Genomic DNA, 21,786 nt, shown 5'->3' with positions numbered 1-21,786 from the left:
ATATCTGGCTTGGTTTGTTTTCGATTCTTTTAAGAATCAGTTATATAAATTAACCTACTGTTTAATTTTCAAAGTTCTTATTTTGCCCTTTTCTTAAGGACATATATAAATATATCATCTTATAATTAAATCGTCAATACTTTTTTTATATTTTTTTATTTTAATAAAAAACTAGGTTATATCTAATAAATTACTTATTTGATATAACCTAGTTTTTACTTTTTTTCAATTTTTATTCTCATTATCACTAAAGTATTTTTGGATACCTACGTATATTGACCAAGCTATTTTTTCTTGATATTTTTCATCAGCTAATAAGTTAGCTTCTTTTTCATTAGATAAAAATCCACATTCTATTAAAACTGATGGTATTGCATTTTCTTTTAATAAATATAAGTCATCTTTAGGTTTAATTTCTCTGTTATTAGTTTTATCAACTACTCTCTTTAATTCTTCTTGTATATATTTAGATAGCTTTTTAGAGTCATCTTTTCCACCTGGATAAAATGTCTGGGCCCCATAATATTTAGAAGCACCTTTTCCACTTAATGCATTCATATGTATAGATACAAACATATCTGCATCAGATTCGTTTATTACCTTTTTTCGATTCTTTAAATTTTCATTATATTTTTGTCTAATTGTCTTGCCTTTAGCTTCTTCATACAAGCTAACATCTTCTTCTCTAGTTAATATAACAAGACCCCCACTAGATTCTAATAATTCTCTTAATTTAAGTGTAATAGATAAATTCACATCTTTTTCAGTTATACTTTTATCTTCATTCAAGGCTCCTGGATCTATCCCACCATGACCAGCATCTAGTATTATGGTTTTTTTGGTTACTGGCATATACTCCATAGACTCTTGCGATACACTTTGAATTTCAAACGAAAATACCACTACTAGTATTATAGATATAACACAAAATATTATATGTTTTATGTACTTTCTCACAATATCACCCTGTACATTTATATTAAAAAAGACTTTGGAATATTCCAAAGTCTTTGTACAAACATATAAAATAGGATATTATCTCTTTGAGAATTGTGGAGCTCTTCTTGCTGCCTTTAATCCGTATTTCTTTCTTTCCTTCATTCTAGCATCTCTAGTTAAGAATCCTTCTTTCTTTAAAGCTCCTCTTAACTCTTCATCAGCTTTTAATAAAGCTCTAGATATACCATGTCTTATAGCTCCAGCTTGTCCAGTGAATCCTCCACCTTCAACCTTTACTATAACATCGTATTTGTTTTCGTTGTTAGTTAACACTAATGGTTGCTTAACATCTCTTATTAATGTTTCATAGTTGAAGTATTCTCCAACTGGTCTTCCATTTATTACTATGTTTCCTTCACCTGCAACTAATCTAACTCTAGCAACAGAGTGCTTTCTTCTTCCTGTTCCGTAGTATTGAACGTTAGCCATGATAACTCCTCCTTTCACCCGTTAATTATTATTTAAAGTTTAAAACTTCTGGATTTTGAGCTGCATGATCATGGTTTGGTCCTGCGAATACTCTTAATCTAGTCATCATTCTGCTTCTTAATTTGTTCTTACATAACATACCACTTACTGCATGTGATACAACTTCTTCAGGCTTCTTAGCCATCATTTCTCTGTAAGTTATTTCCTTTAACCCACCTACGTATCCTGTGTGGTATCTGTACATTTTTTGATCTAATTTCTTTCCTGTTAAAACTACCTTCTCTGCGTTTACAACAACAACGAAGTCTCCTCCGTCAACGTGTGGAGTGAAAGTAACCTTGTGCTTTCCTCTTAATACTGTCGCTATTTCAGTTGCTAAACGACCTAATGTTTTTCCTTCAGCATCAACGATGTACCATTTTCTTTGTACATCAGCTGGCTTAGCTATATAACTTTTCATGTTTGTCCCTCCTTAACTTATTTTCCTATAAAAATTTTACCGTTTATGTCAAGTCCGGGGCAAGTGGACTTATTAACACACTCTAACTTATTTTAATATATGCCCCCTGGTGTGTCAAGCTAATAATCAACTTTTTTGAGAAATAATCCATGTGCTGGAGCGGTATGTCCACATTCTCCTCTATTTTTTGATTTTATTACTTCTTCAAGGTTTTTAGTTATACGACCTCTACCTATATCAACTAACGTTCCTGCTATTATTCTTACCATGTTATATAAAAATCCATTACCTTCTACTTCCATAACAATTAATCCATCTTCTTTAGTTAGTGTTATATCGTATATCGTTCTTATAGTGTCTTTAACTGAAGATCCAGAACTCATGAACCCTTTAAAATCATATTCACCAATTAGACTCTTAGCTTCTTTACACATTTTTTCGAAATCGAGATCATATTTTACATGATATGATATGTCCTTATATATAGGATTTCTATATGGACTATTGTGTATTAAATATCTATATCTCTTTTTCTTTGAACTATATCTTGAGTGAAAATCTTCATCTACCTCTATACAGTCTATTATAGATATATCTTTTGGTAACTTAGCATTTAATGCATTTGGCATTTTACTTGCAGGTATATTAGAGCTTGTTTTAAAATTGGCTACCTGACCCAAAGCATGAACTCCTGCATCAGTTCTGCCGGATCCGGTTATTTTAACTTCTTCCCTAGTTATGTCATAAATGGCTTTTTCTATTGTACCTTGTATACCTAAAGAATCAGGTTGCTTTTGCCATCCACAATAGTTTTGACCATTATACTGTATCGTAAGTTTTAAATTTCTCATAGTCTTCCTCTTTACATAAATCTAGTAGCTATAATTATAACCAAATATACAATCTGTATACCATTAGCTACATAATCTGCTTTTGTCATTATAGCTTGTTTCATTTTTGTCCTATTGTATCCACCTCTATAACATCTAGCTTCCATTGCAGCAGCAAGTTCTTCAGCTCTTCTAAATGCACTTACAAATAAAGGTACTAGTAATGGCACTAAGTTTTTAGCTCTATTTATAAGATTTTTACTTTCAAAATCTGCCCCTCTTGACATTTGAGCTTTCATTATTTTATCAGTTTCATCTAATAGAGTAGGTATAAATCTTAAAGCTATTGTCATCATCATAGCTAATTCATGTACAGGAAATCCAACCTTGTTTAATGGATTTAAAAGCCTCTCTATGCCGTCTGTTAGGTCCATAGGTGTAGTTGTTAGGGTAAGTAAAGAAGTCCCTACAACTAAGAATATAAGCCTTATAGCCATAAATATAGCTTGTTCTAAACCTTGACTTGTAATTCTTAAGAAACCAAATGACCAAATGACATCTCCTGGTAAGAAAAATACATTGATTACAAATGTAAATATTATAATCCATCTTAATGGTTTTAATCCTTTTAATATATATTTACCTGGCAATTTTGATGATTTTATAATAGCTACTAGAGCTAACAAAACAATAGCATATGGCCAGAATTTATTTATTATAAATAGAGATATCATAAAAATGAAAGTGGCTATAAGCTTAACTCTAGCATCTAGCTTGTGAATTACCGAATTTACAGGATAATACTGCCCTATAGTTATATCTTTTAACATTTCTTTTTACCTCTCATAACTCTTAATATTTCTTCCTTAGCTTCTTGTATAGTTATGATATCTTCTTTTATGTCAAATCCATTTTCTCTTAGCTTTATTGCTAACTCTAATACTTGAGGTATATCAAGACCTATTTCCTTAAGTCTTGAAGAGTTAGATTTAAACACTTCTTTAGGAGTCCCTATAAATTCTACTTTCCCTTTATTCATAACTATCAAAGTCTTTGCTAATCTAGCCATATCATCCATACTATGAGAAGATAATATTATTGTCATATTATTTTCTTTATGCAGTGTTTTTATTAAATTAAATATTTCATCCCTTCCACCTGGATCTAATCCAGCTGCAGGTTCATCTAAAATAAGTACTTCTGGTTTCATAGCTATAACTCCAGCTATTGCTACTCTTCTTTTTTGACCTCCTGATAATTCAAATGGAGATTTATCTTTAAATAATTCATAATCAAGCCCAACAGCTTCCATTGATGCTTTTACCCTACGATCAACTTCTTCAGGGTCTAAGCCTAAATTATTAGGTCCAAAAGCTATATCTTTCTCTATTGTTTCTTCAAATAATTGATATTCAGGGTATTGAAACACTACTCCTACCCTTTTTCTAACTTCTGTTAGGTTTAAGCTTGGATCTGTTATGTTAAATCCATTTATATTTATCTCTCCAGAATGAGGCTTTAATATCCCATTTAAATGCTGTATTAATGTTGATTTACCAGAACCAGTATGTCCTATTAACCCTACAAAATCTCTATCTTTAATTTCAAAAGTAACATTGTCTAACGCCTTACTAGCAAAAGGCATTCCTTCGTTATATATATGAGTTAAACCTTTTATCTCTATCGACATAATTCCATCACCATCTCATCTACAGTTAATATATCTTTTTTTATATCTATACCTTCTTTATATAACATACTAGATAATTCCGTCATATAAGGAACATCTAATCCTATACCTTTTAATGTATCTATTTGACTAAATACTTCTCTTGGAGTTCCTTCTAATATTTTTTTACCTTTTTCCATAACTATAACTCTATCAGCTTCTACTGCCTCTTCCATAAAGTGAGTTATATGTAATACGGTAATATTTTCTTCTTTGTTTAACTTTTTTATAGTTTTCATTACTTCTTTTCTTCCAGATGGGTCTAACATAGCCGTTGCTTCATCAAATATTATACATTTTGGCTTCATAGCTATTATTCCTGCTATAGCTACTCTTTGTTTTTGTCCTCCTGATAATAGGTGTGGTTGTCTATCTCTTAACTCATACATACCGACACTCTTTAACGATTCTTCAACCCTATGTTTTATTTCTATAGGATCTATCCCTAGGTTTTCTGGGCCAAAAGCAACATCTTCCTCTACTATTGTAGCAACAATTTGGTTATCTGGATTTTGAAATACCATACCTGCTGTTTGCCTTATATCCCATAATTTATCTTCTTCTTTTGTATTCATTCCATCTATAAGTATATCTCCTTCAGTGGGAACCAGTATAGCATTTAAGTTCTTAGATAATGTAGACTTTCCAGAACCATTGTGACCAATTATAGCAACAAATTCACCTTCTTTTACATCTAGTGTTAATCTGTCTATTGCTTTAAAAGTGCTATCTTCTGTAATATACTCATAAGATATATTATTCACTTTTACTATATTGTTCATTTATTTACTCCTTTTCATAAGTAATTAAAGCAACTTCGTCATATATAAATAACTAATACCTTATTAGTGTTAATAAACTCTATTTTTTGAACAAAAACCATTTTGACTAGTATTATATCATAGTTCATCGCAAAAAACACAAGTACGTTTATCTTAAAATCTACTTATATCTGCCGCTAGCATACATTTTTCTTAATTTTATAATTATATGTTCAATTATATTTTATGAACTATAAATATATCTAAACAAGGATCATATTTCAAATTATACATCATAGATTTTATCTACTATTCCCCCGTAATTTTTATCCTTTGTAAGTTTGTTTTTTGCACCTAACTTTATCTGAATATAAAAATATAGCCTTTATAAACTATAGAATCTATCATAGTTTATAAAGGCTATAAAACAAACCTACAGTGGATTAAAGATATTATTTTTGTACAAATTTATATTTAAAAAAGGATTAAGCTATAAGCTTAATCCTTCACAAGAATTATACTAATTCTATAAATGCCATTTCAGCAGCGTCCCCTCTTCTTGGACCCTTCTTTATTATTCTTGTGTATCCACCGTTTCTCTCAGCATATTTTGGAGCTATTTCAGTGAATAAGTTGTTTACTACAGTTTCATCTATAACATAAGCTAAAACTTGTCTTCTAGCATGAAGATCTCCTCTTTTAGCAAGAGTTATCATCTTTTCTGCCATTCTTCTAGTTTCCTTAGCTCTAGTAACAGTAGTTTCTATTCTTCCATTTCTTAGTAAATCAGTTACTAAGTTTCTTAACATAAGGTTTCTGTGAGCTGTCTCACGTCCTAATTTACGGTAAGTAGCCATGATATCCCTCCTTCACTAACTATTCTTCGCTTGGTTTTAGACCTAATCCAAGTTCTTCTAACTTTTGGATTACTTCTTCTAAAGATTTTTTCCCTAGATTTCTAACCTTCATCATATCGTCCTCAGACTTATTAGCTAATTCTTCAACTGTGTTTATTCCCGCTCTCTTTAAACAGTTGTAAGATCTAACTGATAAATCTAATTCTTCTATAGTCATTTCAAGAACTTTTTCTTTTTGGTCTTCTTCTTTTTCTACCATTATCTCAACATTGCTTACATGCTCTGTTAAGTCTATGAATAGATTTAAATGTTCAACTAAAACTTTAGCTGCAAGAGATATTCCCTCTTGAGGGTTTATGCTTCCATTAGTCCAAACTTCTAGTGTTAATTTGTCATAGTCTGACTTTTGACCTACTCTTGTATTTTCAACATGGTAGCTCACTTTTTCAATAGGAGTATAGATTGAATCTACAGGTAAAACTCCTATAGGCATATGCTCTGTCTTGTTTTCTTCAGCAGAAACATAACCTCTACCTTTATCTATCATTATTTCCATATTTAACTTAGCATTGTCATCTAATGTTGCTATTTTTAAATCTTTGCTTAATACTTCAACATCAGAAGGACATATTATATCAGCACCAGTTATAGTACATGGACCCTCAGCCTCTATTTTAAGAGTTCTGCTTCCTTCACCATCTATAGTAGCTGAAAGTTCTTTTAATGCTAATATTATTTCAGTAACATCTTCTTTAACACCAGCAACAGTTGAGAATTCATGAAGAACTCCATCTATTTTTATAGCATTAACTGCTACACCTGGTAAAGATGATAATAATATTCTTCTTAAAGCATTACCTACAGTTATGCCATAGCCTCTTTCAAGAGGCTCTATGACAAACTTTCCATATCTATAATCTTCGCTAAGCTCTATTATATCTACTTTTGGTTTTTCTATTTCTATCATGGACAAAACCCTCCTTTAAATTTATTAATCCACTGAGGGTAAACAAAATCTCAAAAATAAATTTTAAAATATATTTATTACTTAGAGTAAAGCTCTATTATTAAGTGCTCTGCTATTTCAAGATCTATATCTTCTCTTGATGGGTTAGCAACAACTTTAGCGCTCATTTCGTCTAAGTTAGTTTCTAACCACTTAGGAGCTATTCTTGTATTGTTTTCTACTAAAGCTTTGAATTTAGCAGATGATTTTGATCTTTCTTTAACTGTTATAACGTCACCTGGCTTAACTGTTATAGAAGCTATATCAGCCTTGTGTCCGTTTAATAAGAAGTGACCGTGTCCTACTAATTGTCTAGCTTCTTTTCTAGATGAAGCTAATCCCATTCTGTAAACAACATTGTCTAATCTTCTTTCTAATAAGCTTAATAAGTTTTCCCCTGTTATACCAGCCATTTTTTCAGCACGCTCGTATAGGTTTCTGAATTGAGTTTCTAAAACTCCGTATATTCTCTTAACTTTTTGCTTTTCTCTTAATTGTAATCCATAGTTAGAAACTTTCTTTCTTCCTTGTCCATGTTGTCCTGGAGCATAGTTTCTCTTAACTATAGCACATTTATCAGTATAACATCTGTCACCTTTAAGGAATAATTTCATTCCTTCTCTACGACATTGTCTGCATGATGCACCTGTGTATCTTGCCATGTCTTTACACCTCCTAATTTACTTGTTTATATAATTACACTCTTCTTCTCTTTGGTGGTCTACATCCATTGTGAGGGATTGGAGTAACGTCCTTTATCATAGTTACTTCTAATCCAGTAGCTTGTAATGCTCTTATAGCAGCTTCTCTTCCTGAACCTGGCCCCTTTACGAATACTTCAACAGTTTTTAAACCGTGTTCCATTGCAGCTTTAGCAGCAGTTTCAGCAGCCATTTGAGATGCGAAAGGAGTCGCTTTTCTTGATCCTTTGAATCCTAATTGTCCTGAAGATGCAGCTGATATAGCGTTCCCATGAACATCAGTTAAAGTTATTATTGTATTGTTGAAAGTAGATTGTATATGAGCTTGCCCACGTTCTATATTTTTACGCTCTTTTCTTCTTACACGTGTAACTTTCTTTTGCTTAGCCATTGTTTTCCCTCCTATCTAGTTTTTATTTATTACTTCTTCTTCTTACGAGATACAGTTTTTCTAGGACCTTTTCTAGTTCTAGCGTTAGTCTTAGTTCTTTGTCCTCTTAGTGGAAGACCTTTAGCATGTCTCATACCTCTGTAACATTTTATATCTCTTAATCTCTTTATATTTAAAGCGATTTCTCTTCTTAAGTCACCTTCAACTAAGAAATCATTATCTATTATCTTTCTTAATTCGTTAACTTGCTCTTCTGATAAGTCTTTTATTCTTACGTTAGGATCTATGTCAGCTTTAGCTAATATTTCGTTAGCAGTTGCCTTACCTATACCGTATATATAAGTTAAGCCTATTTCCGCTCTTTTTTCTCTAGGTAAATCTACCCCAGCTATTCTTGCCATTAGTTCGCACCTCCTACACTTAATTTTTTCGATTCTAAACTTGTGTTAATTCATGTTAAATCCGAAACAGATTTCAACGATTTTAAAGTTTAATTGCTAATATCACAATTAAATATTATACTACAAAATTTTACAAATTACTAGTATAATTTATTATCCTTGCTTTTGCTTGTGCTTTGGATTTTCACAGATAACCATTACTTTACCTTTTCTTTTTATAACCTTGCACTTTTCGCATATTGGTTTTACTGATGGTCTTACTTTCATTGTTAATCCCTCCTTAGACTAATATTAAAATAGTCTACTTCTTACGCCAAGTGATTCTTCCTCTTGTAAGGTCATATGGAGAAAGCTCAACATTCACCTTATCACCTTCAAGGATTCTTATGAAGTTCATTCTTAGCTTTCCAGATAAGTGACATAATACTTCATGTCCATTTTCTAATTTTACTTTAAACATAGCATTAGGTAAGTTTTCTGTAACTGTACCTTCTAGTTCTATAACATCTTTTTTGGCCATTAACTAACCAAACCTCCATTTCAATAAGTTAAATCCTTTGATCTAACTTAGTAAGTTGAGCTCTTAAAAAAGCATCTGTATTATTCTGCTTAGATATAATCATTTGTTTTGCTTCTTCGCTAATAAAGTCATATATCTTTAAGTGCTTAACTTTTTTTAGCTTAGGCTTACCAAGTTTTCTTGTCTTACCATCAGATATTAAAACATATTCATGGTCAACTACTTCTACTATAAAAAATAGTCTTCCTTGTTCTCTACCTGATAAAGCTTTTACAACTTGACCTATACTTAGCTTATTTAATAGCATTTATTCACCTACTTTATGATTAAAGTGCTGATAATATCAGCGGCTCATCTTCAGTGATTGCTATTGTATGCTCATAATGAGCTGATTTTTTGCCATCTATTGTGACAATTGTCCAGTCATCTGCTAATGTTTTAACGTGATATTTACCAGCGTTAACCATTGGCTCTACAGCTAAGACCATTCCTTCTAAAAGTCTTGGACCTTTACCTGCTGGACCATAGTTAGGTATTTGAGGATCTTCATGAAGTTCAGTTCCAACTCCATGACCAACTAAATCTCTAACTACTGAAAAACCATGTTTTTCAACGTGTGCTTGTACTGCGTGTGAGATATCAGATAATCTATATCCTAGTTTAGCAAATTTTAAACCTTCATAGAAGCTTTCTTTTGTTACTTCTATTAATTTCCTATCTTCTTCAGATATTATTCCTACCCCATGAGTTTTCGCAGAGTCTGAATGATATCCTTTATAATAGGCACCTACATCTAAACTTATAATGTCGCCTTCTTTTAAAATTCTGTTAGCATTTGGTATACCATGAACTACCTCTTCATTTATAGAAGCACATATAGATCCTGGGAAACCGCCATAACCTTTAAAAGATGGAATTGCATTATATTTTCTTATATTCTCTTCAGCTATTTTATCTAACTCTAGTGTAGATATTCCCGGAATAACAGCTGATTTCAATATCTCATGAGTTTCAGCGACAATTTTGCCCGCCTCTCTCATAAGTTCTATTTCTTTTTTTGATTTTAATGTAATCATTATTTTTCACTTCCTAAAGCGTTTACTATATCTTCAAATACCTTATCTATAGATTGTTCCCCATCTATGTTAGCTATTATACCTTGTTTGCTATAATAGTCAACTAATGGTCTAGTTTCATCTAAGTAAACTTGTATTCTCTTTGATACAGTTTCTTCTGTGTCATCTGCTCTTTGGTATAATTCACCTTGGCATACATCACATACTCCTTCAACTTTAGGAGGATTAAACTTAACATGATACGTAGCACCGCAAGATTTACATATTCTTCTTCCTACAGCTCTACCAACTAATATTTCCTTATCAACTTCGATATTAACTACCTTGTCTAAAGCTATATTAGTTTTATTTAAGAACGTATCTAAATGTTGAGCTTGAGCAACATTTCTTGGGAATCCATCTAACATAAATCCATTCTTACAGTCATCTTGAGATACTCTGTCTGTAACTAAACCTACAGTTAACTCATCTGGAACTAATAATCCTTGATCTATATATTCTTTAGCTTTCTTTCCAAGCTCTGTTCCTTCTTTTATGTTCTTTCTGAATATATCACCTGTTGATATATGAGGTATATTGTATTTTTCAACAATACCTGCTGCCTGAGTACCTTTACCAGCACCAGGAGGTCCAAGTAATATTATTCTCATACTATCATCTCCAATTTATTTTAAGAAACCTTGGTATGTTCTCATAACCAGATTTGATTCTAACTGTCTCTTAAGTTCTAATGCAACACCAACAACTATTAGTAAAGATGTACCTACTAGTGTTATTTGAAGTTTCATAAAGAACATTATTATAGCAGATACCATAACGATACAAGCTAAGAATAAAGCTCCAGCTAGAGTAAGTCTTGATAATATTCTATTTAAATAATCTATTGTAGGTTGTCCTGGTCTAATACCTGGTATAAACCCACCGTTATTTTTCATATTATTTGCTATATCTTCTGTATTAAATGATACAGTAGTATAGAAATAAGAGAAGAATACTATCAGCAGAACTTCAAGCGCTCTATAAATCCAAACTCCTGGAGATTGTACTGGATTTAAATATGTTTGCACAAAAGCTTGAGCATCTGCACCCATAAACATTGCTAAAGTTTGAGGGAATGCTAAAAGTGAACTAGCGAAAATTACTGGTATAACTCCCGATTGATTAACTTTCATAGGTATATGAGAACTTTGTCCTCCATACATCTTTCTTCCAACAACTCTTTTTGCATATTGTACTGGGATTTTTCTTGTGGCTTCTTGTATATATGTGACTGCAGTTATTGTTAAAAGTATTACTACTGCTAACAGAGCTACTGCCCATATAGCTATTTTGCCACTTTTTACTAAGTTTACAGTTGATATAACATCTACTGGTATTCTTGAGATAATACCTATAAATATTATAATAGAACTTCCATTACCTAATCCTTTTTCAGTAATTTTGTCCCCTATCCACATTAGAAGCATACTTGCTGATACTAATGTCAATATAACTGTTATAATAAAGAATGCATTATCACTTTTTAAAGCTCCTCTTACAATACCTAGCGTTATCGCTATAGCTTGAACAAAAGCTAATGCTAATGCAATGTACTTAGTATATTTATTAATCTTTTTCTTTCCTTCTTCACCAGACTTTTGAAGTTCTTCCAAACTTTCAAAACCTACAGTTAGAAGTTGTATTATGATAGATGCTGTGATATATGGTCCTACACCTAATGCAAATAGTGTAAAGTTACTAAATGCACCTCCAGTGAACAGATTATATAGGGAAAGAAGACCATTTGAGTCAACCATTCCCTTTATAATACTTGTATCAACTCCAGGAACAGGTATAGCTGCACCTATCCTAAATACTACAATCATCATCAAAGTATATAATATTTTTCTTCTTACATCTTTAAGCTTCCAAGCTTGTTTTAAGTTTGACAGCACGATATCACCCCGCCTATTCGGCTAAGAGCAGCAGATTAGATTAAACTAATTCTGCCTTTCCTCCAGCTTTTTCTATTTTTTCTTGAGCTGAAGCAGTAAACTTAGCAGCCTTAACTGTTAACGCCTTTTCTAAGTTTCCTTCACCTAAGATCTTTATGCCGTCTTTTTCTATTTTGCTTATAACTCTAGCAGCCTTTAAAACTTCAGCAGTTATTTCAGTTCCGTTTTCGAATCTGTTTAAAGCAGCTACATTAACTTCTGTATAAACTTTCTTGAATATGTTGTTGAATCCTCTCTTAGGAAGTCTTCTAGCAAGTGGCATTTGTCCACCTTCGAATCCAACTCTAACTCCACCACCTGAACGAGACCATTGTCCTTTTTGTCCACGTCCTGCAGTCTTACCTTGTCCAGTAGCAGTACCTCTACCTAATCTTTTCTTAGCTCTTACTGCACCTTCAGCAGGTTTTAACTCATGTAACTTCATGGATTGCACCTCCTTATTCGTCTTATCTATTTATTACTCAGCTATTTCAGTTACTTCTACTAAGTGACTAACCTTAGCTATCATCCCTCTTATTTGGGCATTATCTTCTTTAACAACTACTTGTTCTCTTTTTCTTAATCCTAACGCTTCTACGTTTTTCTTTTGGTTAGGAGTAGTTCCTATTATACTTCTAACTAATTTTATTTGTAATTTAGCCATTTCTTACTACCTCCTTACCCTAGAAGGTCCTCAACTTTTTTACCTCTTAATTTAGCTATATCTTCAGCTCTCTTAAGAGATTTAAGTCCTTCTATTGTAGCATTTACCATGTTTCTTGGGTTGTTAGTTCCTAAAGATTTAGCTCTAACATCTGTTAAACCAGCTAACTCAAGTACGGCTCTAGCAGGTCCCCCAGCTATAACTCCTGTACCTTGCTTAGCAGGCATTACTAATATTTTACCAGCACCGAAGTGTCCGTGAACTTCGTGAGGTATAGTTGTACCAACTATAGGTACATTTATAAGATTCTTCTTAGCATCTTCTACTGCTTTCTTTATAGCATCTGGTACTTCCATCGCTTTACCAGTACCTATACCAACGTGTCCGTTTTCATCTCCAACTACTACTAACGCTGCAAATCTGAAGTTTCTACCACCTTTTACAACTTTAGTAACACGTCTAACTTCAACAACTTTTTCTTTTAAGTCAAGTTGTCTGGCATCTATAATCTTACGACGCATGTGCATTTCCCTCCTTTGTTTCTCTTATTAGAACTTAAGTCCAGCTTCTCTAGCAGCTTCTGCTAATACTTGAACTCTTCCGTGATATAAGTATCCACCTCTGTCGAATACAACTTCAGTGATTCCTTTTTCTACAGCTTTCTTAGCCACTAATTCTCCGACCATTTTAGCTGCTTCTTTATTTCCTGTATGACTAACAGCTCCTTTAACGTCTGCGTCTAATGAAGATGCAGATACTAAAGTAACTCTGTTTGTATCATCTATTATTTGAGCGTATATGTTATTAGAACTTCTGAATACACATAATCTTGGTCTTTGAGTAGTTCCAGTTATTTTTCTACGAACTCTCTTATGTCTTTGAAGTCTGTTTGCATTTTTATCAGCTTTCTTTATCACCAGGCTCACTCCTTTCTAGCGTTTAAGTTTGGTATTTATTACTTCTTACCAGTTTTACCTTCTTTACGTCTTACTACTTCACCAGCGTATCTTATACCTTTACCTTTGTATGGCTCTGGCTTTCTCCAGTCTCTTATCTTAGCAGCGTAGTTTCCTACTAATTGCTTATCTATACCTTTAACTGTTAACTCAGTTTGGTTTGGAACTTCAACTGTTATTCCTTCTGGATCTTCCATTTCTACCGGATGAGAGAATCCTAAACTCATAACTAATTTCTTTCCTTGCTTTTGAGCTCTGTATCCAACACCTACTAATTCTAATTTCTTTTCGAAACCGTTAGTAACACCTACTACCATGTTATCTATTAAAGTTCTAGTTAACCCGTGTAGTGCTCTGTGTTGCTTGTTGTTAGTTGGTCTTTCAACAGTTATAGTATTTTCTTCTTGCTTTATAGTTAAAGCAGCATCAAATTGCTTGCTTAATGTACCTTTTGGTCCTTTTACAGTAACTAAGTTTCCTTCAGCTATAGTAACTTCAACACCTGCTGGTACAGTTATTGGTTTAACACCTATTCTTGACATAATCGCACCTCCTTACATCTTTCGTCTATATTACCAAACGTAGCAGATTACTTCTCCACCAACATTTTCTTTTCTAGCTTGCTTATCAGTTAATATTCCTTTAGAAGTAGATATTACTGATATTCCTAAACCGTTTAATACTCTTGGTATTTCGTGCTTAGAAGCGTAAACTCTCATACCAGGCTTAGATATTCTCTTTAATCCTGATATAACTCTTTCTCCTGTTTGTCCGTACTTTAATTGTATTCTTATTATTCCTTGCTTTCCATCTTCTATTACATCGTATCCTCTAACGAATCCTTCTTCTAATAGTATTCTAGCTAATTCTTTCTTTATATTAGAAGCTGGAACATCAACAGTCTCATGTTTAACTACGTTAGCATTTCTTATACGAGTAAGCATATCTGCTATTGGATCTGTCATTGTCATATTGAAACCCTCCTTCCATTTATATCAAAGTTTTACCAACTTGCTTTTCTAACACCAGGTATTTGACCCTTGTAAGCTAATTCTCTAAAGCATATACGGCATATTCCGAACTTTCTAAGTACTGAATGTGGTCTACCGCATATAGTACATCTAGTGTATTCTCTAGTAGCGTACTTTTGTTTTCTTTGTTGTTTTACAACCATCGCTTTTCTAGCCACTGGAATCCCTCCTTCTTTTCTTAGCTTAGAAAATTGCCTTTTCTAAGCTTACTTAGAAAATGGCATTCCTAATAATTTTAATAATTCACGTGCTTCTTCGTCAGTTTTCGCAGTAGTAACAAATATTATATCCATTCCTCTTACTTTGTCTACCTTATCGTATTCTATTTCAGGGAATATTAATTGTTCTTTAACACCTAAAGCGTAGTTACCTCTACCATCGAATGCGTTAGCGTTAACTCCTCTGAAGTCTCTAACTCTTGGTAAAGATACAGATACTAACTTGTCCATGAAGTAGTACATTTTGTCAGCTCTTAATGTAACTTTTGCACCTATTGGCATACCTTCTCTTAATTTGAAGTTCGCAACAGATTTTCTTGCTCTAGTTATAACTGGCTTTTGACCAGATATCATTTCCATTTCTTCTACTGCTTTTTCTAATCCTTTTGGATTTTCTCTAGCATCTCCTATACCCATGTTGATAACTATTTTCTCTAACTTAGGTATTTCCATAACATTCTTATATCCGAATTTCTCCATTAAAGCAGGAGCAACTTCTTTCATGTATTTTTCTTGTAATCTAGAAGCCATTTAAGGTCCCTCCTTTCAAGCTAAATTATATTTCTTTTCCGCTCTTTACTGATACTCTTACTTTTTTTCCATCCTTCATTTCAAATCTAACTCTTGTACCTTTTCCTGTTTCAGGATCTACTGGCATTACGTTAGATATGTGTATTGAAGCTTCTTTGTTTACTATTCCACCTTGTGGGTTTATAGCAGTTGGTTTTTGGTGCTTAGTTATTACGTTTACACCTTCAACTAATACTCTGTTAGCCTTAGGGAATACTTTAGTAACTGTACCTTTTTTACCCTTATCTTTACCTGCTATAACTACAACAGTGTCACCTTTTTTAACACGCATCATGTCCTATTGCACCTCCTTATTATAGTACTTCTGGAGCAAGAGAAACTATTTTCATAAAGTCATTATCTCTTAACTCTCTAGCAACAGGCCCGAATATACGAGTTCCTACTGGAGTTTTATCGTCTTTTATTATAACTGCAGCATTTTCGTCGAAAGATATATAACTTCCGTCTTTACGTCTCACGCCTTGCTTAGTTCTTACTATAACAGCTTTAACAACTTTACCTTTTTTTACAACTCCACCAGGTGTTGCACTTTTAACAGTAGCAACTATTACGTCGCCTATGTTACCATATCTTCTTTTACTTCCGCCTAGTACACGTATGCATAGTATTTCTTTAGCACCAGAGTTATCCGCAACTCTTAAACGTGTTTCTTGTTGTATCATATCGTAATCCCTCCTTTACCAATAAACTACTTAACTTTTTCAACAACTTCAACTAATCTGAATCTCTTATCCTTTGATAAAGGTCTAGTTTCCATTATTTTAACTTTATCTCCGATTCTACAAACATTTTGTTCATCGTGAGCTTTGAATTTTTTAGTTCTCTTAACTGGCTTGTTGTATAATGGGTGACGTACGAAGTCTTCAACAGCAACAACTATTGTTTTGTCCATTTTGTCACTTACAACACGGCCTATTCTAACTTTTCTTCTTCCTCTTTCCATGGTTAAAAAGCCTCCTTTCCAAATTAAGCTCTAGTTTCGTTTAACTTTCTTTCAGCAAGTATAGTTTTAACTCTAGCTATATCTTTCTTAACGAATTTTATTCTTGCTGTGTTTTCTAATTGACCAGTAGCTAATTGGAATCTTAAGCTAAATAATTCACTTTTGAAGTCATTTAATCTATTCATTAGCTCTTCGCTTGTTAAATCTCTTAATTCTTTAGCTTTCATCCTATTCACCACCTTTTACTTCTAAATCTTCACGCTTTACAAACTTACATTTTACAGGAAGTTTGTGCATAGCAAGTCTCATTGCTTCTCTAGCTTTTTCTTCAGAAACACCTGCTAATTCGAACATAACTCTTCCTGGCTTAACAACTGCTACCCAGTATTCTGGTGAACCTTTACCGGCACCCATACGAGTTTCAGCAGGTTTTCTTGTTACTGGTTTATGTGGGAATATTTTTATCCAAACTTTTCCCCCTCTTTTTATAGATCTAGTCATAGCGATTCTGGCAGCTTCTATTTGGTTAGAAGTTATCCAAGAAGCTTCTAAAGCAACTAGTCCGAACTCACCGTAAGTAACTTTGTTACCCTTGTGAGCTTTTCCAGCCATACTTCCTCTATGAACTCTACGACGCTTTACTCTTTTTGGCATTAACATGAGTATTTCCTCCTTCCTCGAACCTTTTTAATATTAGTTATCTTTCTTTTCAGTTCTTTGAGGTCTTGATCCTTGAGGTCTTTGTCCTTGAGGTCTTTGTCCTCTGTTGTTTCCTCTATCATTCCCTCTTCTATCGTTTCTTCTGTTATCTCTTCTATCGTTTCTCTTGTTGTTTCTTCTGTTGTCTCTTCTATCTTCTCTTGGGTTTACACCGTTTCTAGTTGGAAGAACTTCTCCGTTACATATCCAAACTTTTATACCAGTTTTCCCGTAAGTAGTGTTAGCTTCAGCGAAACCGTAATCTATATCAGCTCTTAATGTTTGAAGAGGTACATTTCCTTCACTGTATCCTTCAGTTCTAGCCATTTCAGCTCCACCTAATCTTCCTGAAGCAGAAACTTTTATACCTTTAACTCCAGACTTCATAGCTCTTTGTATAGCTTGTTTCATAGCTCTTCTGAAAGCAACCCTTCTTTCTATAGCTAATGCTATATTTTCTGCCACTAATTGAGCATCTTTATCTGGGTTTCTAACTTCAACTATGTTAACTATAACAGTCTTCTTAGTCATTTTTTCTAATTCAGCTTTTAAAGCTTCTATACCAGCACCAGCTTTTCCTATAACTACACCTGGCTTAGCAACGTGTAAGTCTATCTTAACCTTGTTTGCTGATCTTTCTATTTCTATCTTCGCAACTCCTGAAGAATATAATCTATTCTTTAAGAATTTACGTATATTATGGTCTTCTAATAATAAATTTCCGAACTCTTTTTTATCTGCGAACCATCTTGAGTCCCAATCTTTTATAACACCGACTCTTAGTCCGTGTGGATTAACCTTTTGACCCATTACTTTCCCTCCTATCTATTTATTATTTTCTTTCCTTAAGAACAACCTCTATGTGAGAAGTTCTTTTTCTTATCATTGTTGCACGTCCCATAGCTCTAGGCATGAATCTCTTCATTGTTGGTCCTTGGTTTGCAACTATTGATGCAACGTATAAATTTTCAACGTTCATCTCATGGTTATTTTCAGCGTTTGCCTTAGCAGACTTAACAACCTTAGCTATTATATCAGCTGCTCCTCTTGGAGTGAACTTTAATATTGCTAACGCTTCGTCTACATTTTTTCCTCTAACAAGGCTGCAGATTTGTCCTGCTTTTCTTGGTGATACACGTACATATTTAGCAGTAGCTTTTGCTTCCATTTGCTATTCCTCCTTCCTTAGCGAAAAATTAATTATTTTCTCTTATTAGATTTTTCGTCGTCCTTGTGTCCTTTGAAAGTTCTTGTAGGAACGAATTCTCCTAACTTGTGTCCAACCATGTCTTCTGTTATAAATACAGGTACATGTCTTCTTCCATCATGAACAGCTATAGTATGTTCTACCATTTGAGGGAATATAGTTGAACTTCTTGACCAAGTTTTTATAACTTCTTTATTTCCACTAGCGTTCATAGCCTCTATTTTCTTTAAAAGTCTCGCATGTACGAAAGGTCCTTTTTTAGTTGATCTTGACATTTAAACTCCTCCTTTCCGAGCAAAAGTAAATCTATTACTTAGTTCTTCTTGATACTATTAACTTATCAGAAGCTTTGTTTTTCTTTCTAGTTTTGTATCCAAGAGCTGGTTTACCCCATGGAGTAACTGGTGAAGGTCTACCTATTGAAGTTCTACCTTCCCCACCACCGTGTGGATGGTCACAAGGGTTCATTACAGAACCTCTAACTGTAGGTCTTATACCCATATGTCTCTTTCTACCTGCTTTACCTATAACAACGTTACCGTGTTCTATGTTACCAACTTGTCCTATAGTAGCTTTACACTCTATAGAAACGAATCTCATTTCTCCTGATGGTAATCTTAATAAAGCTTTCTTTCCTTCTTTAGCCATTAATTGAGCAGAAACTCCAGCAGATCTTACTAATTGAGCTCCTTTTCCTGGCTTTAATTCTATGTTGTGTATTACAGTACCTACTGGCATGTCCTTTAATGCTAATGCATTTCCTGGCTTTATGTCAGCTGTTGGTCCTGATAATAATGTATCTCCAACATTTATTCCAACAGGTGCTAATATATATCTCTTTTCACCATCTGCATAGTGTAATAAAGCTATGTTAGCTGTTCTGTTTGGATCGTATTCAACAGTAGCAACCTTTGCAGGTACTCCGTCTTTATTTCTTTTGAAATCTATTATTCTATATTTTCTTCTGTTTCCTCCACCTCTGTGACGAACAGTTATTTTACCGTGAGCATTTCTACCAGAGTTCTTCTTTAATGAAACTAAAAGAGATTTTTCTGGTTCATTGCAAGTTATCTCATCAGAAACTAAAACTGTCATTTGTCTTAAGGCAGGAGAAGTTGGTTTAAACTTTTTTATAGCCATCTGTTTTCCCTCCTTCGTTTACTAGGGTTAAATTACATACCTTGGAAGAATTCTATTTCTTTGCTATCAGCAGCTAATTTAACTACTGCTTTCTTGAAGCTTGCAGTTCTTCCTTCGTATCTACCCATTCTCTTAACTTTTCCATCGTAGTTTAATGTGTTAACTTTTTCAACATTAACTCCGAATATAGCTTCTACAGCTTTCTTTATTTCAGTTTTGTTTGCACTCTTAGCAACAACAAAAGTGTATTTCTTTCCAACCATCTCAGTCATACTTTGTTCAGTAACAACTGGCTTTATTATTATATCATGTGGATTAGTCATTATGCGTACACCTCCTCCACTTTTTTAACAGCGTCTGTAGTTATTATGAATGAATCATACTTTAATATATCGTAAACATTTATAGTGTTAACTGTAGCAGTTGCAACACCTTCTATGTTTCTAGCTGATCTTATTACGTTTTCGTTGTTTTCAGCAGTTACTACTAAAGCTTTCTTAGCAGCGTTTATGTTCTTTAATATAGCAGCGAATTCTTTAGTCTTAGGAGCTTCCATTGTTAAAGCATCTAATACTATCATTTCACCATTTTGAACTTTTGAAGATAAAGCAGATTTCATAGCTAATCTTCTAACTTTCTTAGGTAAAGTATATCTGTAATCTCTTGGCTTAGGTGCAAAAGCAACTCCTCCGCCAACCCATTGTACAGCTCTTATAGAACCTTGTCTAGCTCTACCTGTTCCTTTTTGTTTCCAAGGTTTTCTTCCGCCACCTCTAACTTCTGCTCTAGTTTTAGCAGATTGAGTACCTTGTCTCTTGTTTGCTAATTGATTTTTAACAACTTCATATAAAACGTGTTCGTTAACTTCTACGTTGAATATAGCATCAGCTAATTCTATTTCCCCAACGTTTTGTCCAGTTATATTTAATACATTTAATTTTGGCATTGTGCTTCCTCCTTTCTTAGGTTAGTTATTATTTAGAAGCTTTAACAGCTTCCTTTATAGTTACTACTGAACCTTTAGCTCCTGGTATAGCACCCTTAACTAATATAAGGTTCTTATCAGCATCTACTTTAACAACTTCTAAGTTTTGTATAGTAACTTTAACGCTACCCATGTGTCCAGCTAATTTTTTGTTTTTGAAAACTCTACCTGGGAAAGAACATGCTCCCATTGAACCTGGTCTTCTGTGGTATCTAGAACCGTGAGATTCAGGACCTCTAGATTGTCCATGTCTCTTTATAGGACCTTGGAATCCCTTACCTTTACTTGTTCCAGTTACATCTATTTTTTCACCTGCAGCGAATAAATCAGCCTTTATTTCTTGTCCAACTGAGTATTCTTCTGTAGATTCTACTCTGAATTCTTTTAAGTGTTTCTTTAATACATTAGCAGCAGCTAAATGACCTTTTTGAGGCTTGTTTAAAGATTTTTCTTTAGCATCTTCAAAACCAACTTGAACTGCGTTGTATCCATCTTTTTCAGTTGTTTTAACTTGAGTTACAACTACTGGTCCTGCCTCAACCACTGTTACTGGTACTACTATACCTTCTTCAGTGAATATTTGAGTCATTCCAACTTTTCTTCCTAATATTCCTTTCATATTAGCACCTCCTATAATCTTACAGCGGATTATACTATTGTATAATCATTCTAAGATAGTTACCTTATAGGATAAGTATCTTAGGTTGCTATTATAACTTTATTTCTATATCAACACCAGCTGGTAAGTCTAATCTCATTAATGAGTCAACTGTCTTAGGTGTTGGGTTAGCTATGTCTATTAATCTCTTGTGAGTTCTTATTTCGAATTGCTCTCTAGAGTCTTTGTACTTATGAACAGCTCTTAATATAGTTACTACTTGCTTTTCTGTTGGTAGTGGCACAGGTCCTGAAACTTGTGATCCAGCTTTCTTAGCAGTTTCAACTATTTTAGCAGCTGAAAAATCTAATAATTTGTGATCATATGACTTTAATCTTATTCTTATTTGTTCATTTTTAGCCATTGTATTTTCCCTCCTTTATCGCACGTTATCTTTTAGTTACGCACGACTTATGCCGATACACACTTCCGGGTGTGTTGTGTTTTTTCACTCGACAGTCGGTCGCCCTTAACTAAGATTTAGTTTATATTTTCGTATCTCTCAAGCACACTATTATATTTTAAATCATTTTTTACTATTTTTCAAGTTTTTTTTATAAT

General features: G+C 33.4%; 39 protein-coding genes. All 39 read right to left on the bottom strand.

Going from position 1 to position 21,786, the window contains the following annotated elements; genetic code table 11:
- Nucleotides 1-225: 225 nt before the first annotated feature.
- Nucleotides 226-957, bottom strand: a complete 732-nt coding sequence (gene cwlD / locus ABCP60_RS12620; protein ID WP_240276230.1) for an N-acetylmuramoyl-L-alanine amidase CwlD — start codon at nt 955-957, stop codon at nt 226-228.
- A 78-nt stretch (nt 958-1,035) separates the two neighbouring features.
- Complete coding sequence (rpsI, locus tag ABCP60_RS12615; protein WP_092921856.1) at nt 1,036-1,428, bottom strand: 30S ribosomal protein S9; 393 nt, start codon at nt 1,426-1,428, stop codon at nt 1,036-1,038.
- 28 nt (nt 1,429-1,456) lie between these two features.
- Nucleotides 1,457-1,888 carry a 50S ribosomal protein L13 gene (rplM, locus tag ABCP60_RS12610; protein ID WP_092921854.1) on the bottom strand — a complete coding sequence of 144 codons (432 nt, stop codon included), beginning with the start codon at nt 1,886-1,888 and terminating at the stop codon, nt 1,457-1,459.
- A gap of 119 nt (nt 1,889-2,007) precedes the next feature.
- On the bottom strand, nt 2,008-2,739 hold the full coding sequence (gene truA / locus ABCP60_RS12605) for a tRNA pseudouridine(38-40) synthase TruA (protein ID WP_166506195.1): 732 nt from the start codon (nt 2,737-2,739) through the stop codon (nt 2,008-2,010).
- A gap of 11 nt (nt 2,740-2,750) precedes the next feature.
- Nucleotides 2,751-3,548 (bottom strand): energy-coupling factor transporter transmembrane component T, encoded by a 798-nt coding sequence (locus tag ABCP60_RS12600; RefSeq protein ID WP_166506194.1) that lies wholly within the window; start codon nt 3,546-3,548, stop codon nt 2,751-2,753.
- On the bottom strand, nt 3,542-4,408 hold the full coding sequence (locus tag ABCP60_RS12595) for an energy-coupling factor transporter ATPase (RefSeq protein ID WP_343101836.1): 867 nt from the start codon (nt 4,406-4,408) through the stop codon (nt 3,542-3,544). The genes ABCP60_RS12600 and ABCP60_RS12595 overlap by 7 nt, the downstream gene beginning before the upstream one ends.
- Nucleotides 4,399-5,229: an energy-coupling factor transporter ATPase gene (locus tag ABCP60_RS12590; RefSeq protein ID WP_092921846.1), complete on the bottom strand. Its 831-nt coding sequence runs from the start codon at nt 5,227-5,229 to the stop codon at nt 4,399-4,401. The genes ABCP60_RS12595 and ABCP60_RS12590 overlap by 10 nt, the downstream gene beginning before the upstream one ends.
- A 494-nt stretch (nt 5,230-5,723) precedes the next feature.
- Nucleotides 5,724-6,065, bottom strand: coding sequence for a 50S ribosomal protein L17 (gene rplQ / locus ABCP60_RS12585; RefSeq protein ID WP_092921844.1), 342 nt, complete (start codon nt 6,063-6,065; stop codon nt 5,724-5,726).
- Nucleotides 6,066-6,084: 19 nt separating this feature from the next.
- Nucleotides 6,085-7,032 (bottom strand): DNA-directed RNA polymerase subunit alpha, encoded by a 948-nt coding sequence (locus ABCP60_RS12580; RefSeq protein WP_092921842.1) that lies wholly within the window; start codon nt 7,030-7,032, stop codon nt 6,085-6,087.
- Between the two features lie 77 nt (nt 7,033-7,109).
- Entirely contained in the window at nt 7,110-7,733 is a 624-nt protein-coding gene (rpsD, locus tag ABCP60_RS12575) for a 30S ribosomal protein S4 (RefSeq protein WP_166506192.1), read from the bottom strand.
- 34 nt (nt 7,734-7,767) lie between these two features.
- Nucleotides 7,768-8,163, bottom strand: coding sequence for a 30S ribosomal protein S11 (gene rpsK, locus ABCP60_RS12570; RefSeq protein ID WP_092921838.1), 396 nt, complete (start codon nt 8,161-8,163; stop codon nt 7,768-7,770).
- A 29-nt stretch (nt 8,164-8,192) separates the two neighbouring features.
- Nucleotides 8,193-8,564 carry a 30S ribosomal protein S13 gene (rpsM, locus tag ABCP60_RS12565; protein ID WP_092921836.1) on the bottom strand — a complete coding sequence of 124 codons (372 nt, stop codon included), beginning with the start codon at nt 8,562-8,564 and terminating at the stop codon, nt 8,193-8,195.
- 153 nt (nt 8,565-8,717) lie between these two features.
- The gene (gene rpmJ / locus ABCP60_RS12560; protein ID WP_002509257.1) at nt 8,718-8,831 is read right to left on the bottom strand and encodes a 50S ribosomal protein L36; all 114 of its coding nucleotides are present in this window, start codon (nt 8,829-8,831) and stop codon (nt 8,718-8,720) included.
- Between the two features lie 34 nt (nt 8,832-8,865).
- On the bottom strand, nt 8,866-9,084 hold the full coding sequence (infA, locus tag ABCP60_RS12555; protein ID WP_092727842.1) for a translation initiation factor IF-1: 219 nt from the start codon (nt 9,082-9,084) through the stop codon (nt 8,866-8,868).
- Nucleotides 9,085-9,112: 28 nt separating this feature from the next.
- Nucleotides 9,113-9,391 (bottom strand): KOW domain-containing RNA-binding protein, encoded by a 279-nt coding sequence (locus ABCP60_RS12550; protein ID WP_092921834.1) that lies wholly within the window; start codon nt 9,389-9,391, stop codon nt 9,113-9,115.
- A 19-nt stretch (nt 9,392-9,410) separates the two neighbouring features.
- Nucleotides 9,411-10,160, bottom strand: coding sequence for a type I methionyl aminopeptidase (gene map, locus ABCP60_RS12545; RefSeq protein WP_092921832.1), 750 nt, complete (start codon nt 10,158-10,160; stop codon nt 9,411-9,413).
- The gene (locus tag ABCP60_RS12540) at nt 10,160-10,810 is read right to left on the bottom strand and encodes an adenylate kinase (RefSeq protein ID WP_195238531.1); all 651 of its coding nucleotides are present in this window, start codon (nt 10,808-10,810) and stop codon (nt 10,160-10,162) included. Before ABCP60_RS12540 ends, map begins: the two co-directional genes overlap by 1 nt.
- Nucleotides 10,811-10,825: 15 nt before the next feature.
- Nucleotides 10,826-12,094, bottom strand: coding sequence for a preprotein translocase subunit SecY (gene secY / locus ABCP60_RS12535; RefSeq protein WP_092921828.1), 1,269 nt, complete (start codon nt 12,092-12,094; stop codon nt 10,826-10,828).
- A gap of 40 nt (nt 12,095-12,134) precedes the next feature.
- Nucleotides 12,135-12,578, bottom strand: a complete 444-nt coding sequence (rplO, locus tag ABCP60_RS12530; protein ID WP_092921826.1) for a 50S ribosomal protein L15 — start codon at nt 12,576-12,578, stop codon at nt 12,135-12,137.
- A gap of 33 nt (nt 12,579-12,611) precedes the next feature.
- Nucleotides 12,612-12,797: a 50S ribosomal protein L30 gene (gene rpmD, locus ABCP60_RS12525; protein ID WP_092921824.1), complete on the bottom strand. Its 186-nt coding sequence runs from the start codon at nt 12,795-12,797 to the stop codon at nt 12,612-12,614.
- Between the two features lie 14 nt (nt 12,798-12,811).
- The gene (rpsE, locus tag ABCP60_RS12520; RefSeq protein WP_092921822.1) at nt 12,812-13,318 is read right to left on the bottom strand and encodes a 30S ribosomal protein S5; all 507 of its coding nucleotides are present in this window, start codon (nt 13,316-13,318) and stop codon (nt 12,812-12,814) included.
- 27 nt (nt 13,319-13,345) lie between these two features.
- On the bottom strand, nt 13,346-13,714 hold the full coding sequence (gene rplR, locus ABCP60_RS12515; RefSeq protein WP_092921820.1) for a 50S ribosomal protein L18: 369 nt from the start codon (nt 13,712-13,714) through the stop codon (nt 13,346-13,348).
- A 38-nt stretch (nt 13,715-13,752) separates the two neighbouring features.
- Nucleotides 13,753-14,295 (bottom strand): 50S ribosomal protein L6, encoded by a 543-nt coding sequence (gene rplF, locus ABCP60_RS12510; protein WP_092921818.1) that lies wholly within the window; start codon nt 14,293-14,295, stop codon nt 13,753-13,755.
- Between the two features lie 30 nt (nt 14,296-14,325).
- Nucleotides 14,326-14,724, bottom strand: coding sequence for a 30S ribosomal protein S8 (rpsH, locus tag ABCP60_RS12505; protein WP_092921816.1), 399 nt, complete (start codon nt 14,722-14,724; stop codon nt 14,326-14,328).
- 32 nt (nt 14,725-14,756) lie between these two features.
- Nucleotides 14,757-14,942 (bottom strand): type Z 30S ribosomal protein S14, encoded by a 186-nt coding sequence (locus ABCP60_RS12500; RefSeq protein ID WP_071119031.1) that lies wholly within the window; start codon nt 14,940-14,942, stop codon nt 14,757-14,759.
- 48 nt (nt 14,943-14,990) lie between these two features.
- A complete protein-coding gene (gene rplE / locus ABCP60_RS12495; protein WP_092921814.1) occupies nt 14,991-15,533 on the bottom strand; it encodes a 50S ribosomal protein L5 in 543 nt (180 codons plus the stop codon).
- A gap of 25 nt (nt 15,534-15,558) precedes the next feature.
- On the bottom strand, nt 15,559-15,864 hold the full coding sequence (rplX, locus tag ABCP60_RS12490; RefSeq protein WP_092921868.1) for a 50S ribosomal protein L24: 306 nt from the start codon (nt 15,862-15,864) through the stop codon (nt 15,559-15,561).
- Nucleotides 15,865-15,886: 22 nt separating this feature from the next.
- Nucleotides 15,887-16,255, bottom strand: coding sequence for a 50S ribosomal protein L14 (gene rplN / locus ABCP60_RS12485; protein WP_092921812.1), 369 nt, complete (start codon nt 16,253-16,255; stop codon nt 15,887-15,889).
- A gap of 26 nt (nt 16,256-16,281) precedes the next feature.
- On the bottom strand, nt 16,282-16,536 hold the full coding sequence (gene rpsQ / locus ABCP60_RS12480) for a 30S ribosomal protein S17 (RefSeq protein ID WP_092921810.1): 255 nt from the start codon (nt 16,534-16,536) through the stop codon (nt 16,282-16,284).
- A 23-nt stretch (nt 16,537-16,559) separates the two neighbouring features.
- A complete protein-coding gene (gene rpmC, locus ABCP60_RS12475) occupies nt 16,560-16,763 on the bottom strand; it encodes a 50S ribosomal protein L29 (RefSeq protein ID WP_092921808.1) in 204 nt (67 codons plus the stop codon).
- A gap of 1 nt (nt 16,764) precedes the next feature.
- Nucleotides 16,765-17,196 carry a 50S ribosomal protein L16 gene (gene rplP, locus ABCP60_RS12470; RefSeq protein ID WP_092921806.1) on the bottom strand — a complete coding sequence of 144 codons (432 nt, stop codon included), beginning with the start codon at nt 17,194-17,196 and terminating at the stop codon, nt 16,765-16,767.
- A 33-nt stretch (nt 17,197-17,229) separates the two neighbouring features.
- The gene (gene rpsC, locus ABCP60_RS12465; protein WP_092921804.1) at nt 17,230-18,045 is read right to left on the bottom strand and encodes a 30S ribosomal protein S3; all 816 of its coding nucleotides are present in this window, start codon (nt 18,043-18,045) and stop codon (nt 17,230-17,232) included.
- A 22-nt stretch (nt 18,046-18,067) separates the two neighbouring features.
- The gene (rplV, locus tag ABCP60_RS12460; RefSeq protein ID WP_092921802.1) at nt 18,068-18,403 is read right to left on the bottom strand and encodes a 50S ribosomal protein L22; all 336 of its coding nucleotides are present in this window, start codon (nt 18,401-18,403) and stop codon (nt 18,068-18,070) included.
- Between the two features lie 32 nt (nt 18,404-18,435).
- The gene (gene rpsS, locus ABCP60_RS12455; RefSeq protein ID WP_092921800.1) at nt 18,436-18,717 is read right to left on the bottom strand and encodes a 30S ribosomal protein S19; all 282 of its coding nucleotides are present in this window, start codon (nt 18,715-18,717) and stop codon (nt 18,436-18,438) included.
- A 34-nt stretch (nt 18,718-18,751) separates the two neighbouring features.
- Nucleotides 18,752-19,582, bottom strand: coding sequence for a 50S ribosomal protein L2 (gene rplB / locus ABCP60_RS12450; RefSeq protein ID WP_092921798.1), 831 nt, complete (start codon nt 19,580-19,582; stop codon nt 18,752-18,754).
- A 32-nt stretch (nt 19,583-19,614) separates the two neighbouring features.
- Nucleotides 19,615-19,905 carry a 50S ribosomal protein L23 gene (rplW, locus tag ABCP60_RS12445; protein WP_092921796.1) on the bottom strand — a complete coding sequence of 97 codons (291 nt, stop codon included), beginning with the start codon at nt 19,903-19,905 and terminating at the stop codon, nt 19,615-19,617.
- The gene (gene rplD / locus ABCP60_RS12440; RefSeq protein WP_092921794.1) at nt 19,905-20,528 is read right to left on the bottom strand and encodes a 50S ribosomal protein L4; all 624 of its coding nucleotides are present in this window, start codon (nt 20,526-20,528) and stop codon (nt 19,905-19,907) included. Before rplD ends, rplW begins: the two co-directional genes overlap by 1 nt.
- A 28-nt stretch (nt 20,529-20,556) precedes the next feature.
- A complete protein-coding gene (gene rplC, locus ABCP60_RS12435; protein WP_092921792.1) occupies nt 20,557-21,186 on the bottom strand; it encodes a 50S ribosomal protein L3 in 630 nt (209 codons plus the stop codon).
- Between the two features lie 91 nt (nt 21,187-21,277).
- A complete protein-coding gene (rpsJ, locus tag ABCP60_RS12430) occupies nt 21,278-21,589 on the bottom strand; it encodes a 30S ribosomal protein S10 (protein ID WP_092921790.1) in 312 nt (103 codons plus the stop codon).
- Nucleotides 21,590-21,786: the final 197 nt, after the last annotated feature.

Source organism: Romboutsia sp. MSSM.1001216sp_RTP31141st1_G3_RTP31141_220114 (genome assembly GCF_039031195.1).
Lineage (GTDB): Bacteria > Bacillota > Clostridia > Peptostreptococcales > Peptostreptococcaceae > Romboutsia_C > Romboutsia_C hominis.
Note: the sequence above shows the minus strand (reverse complement) of the source record. Positions and strands in the feature narration are given on the sequence as shown.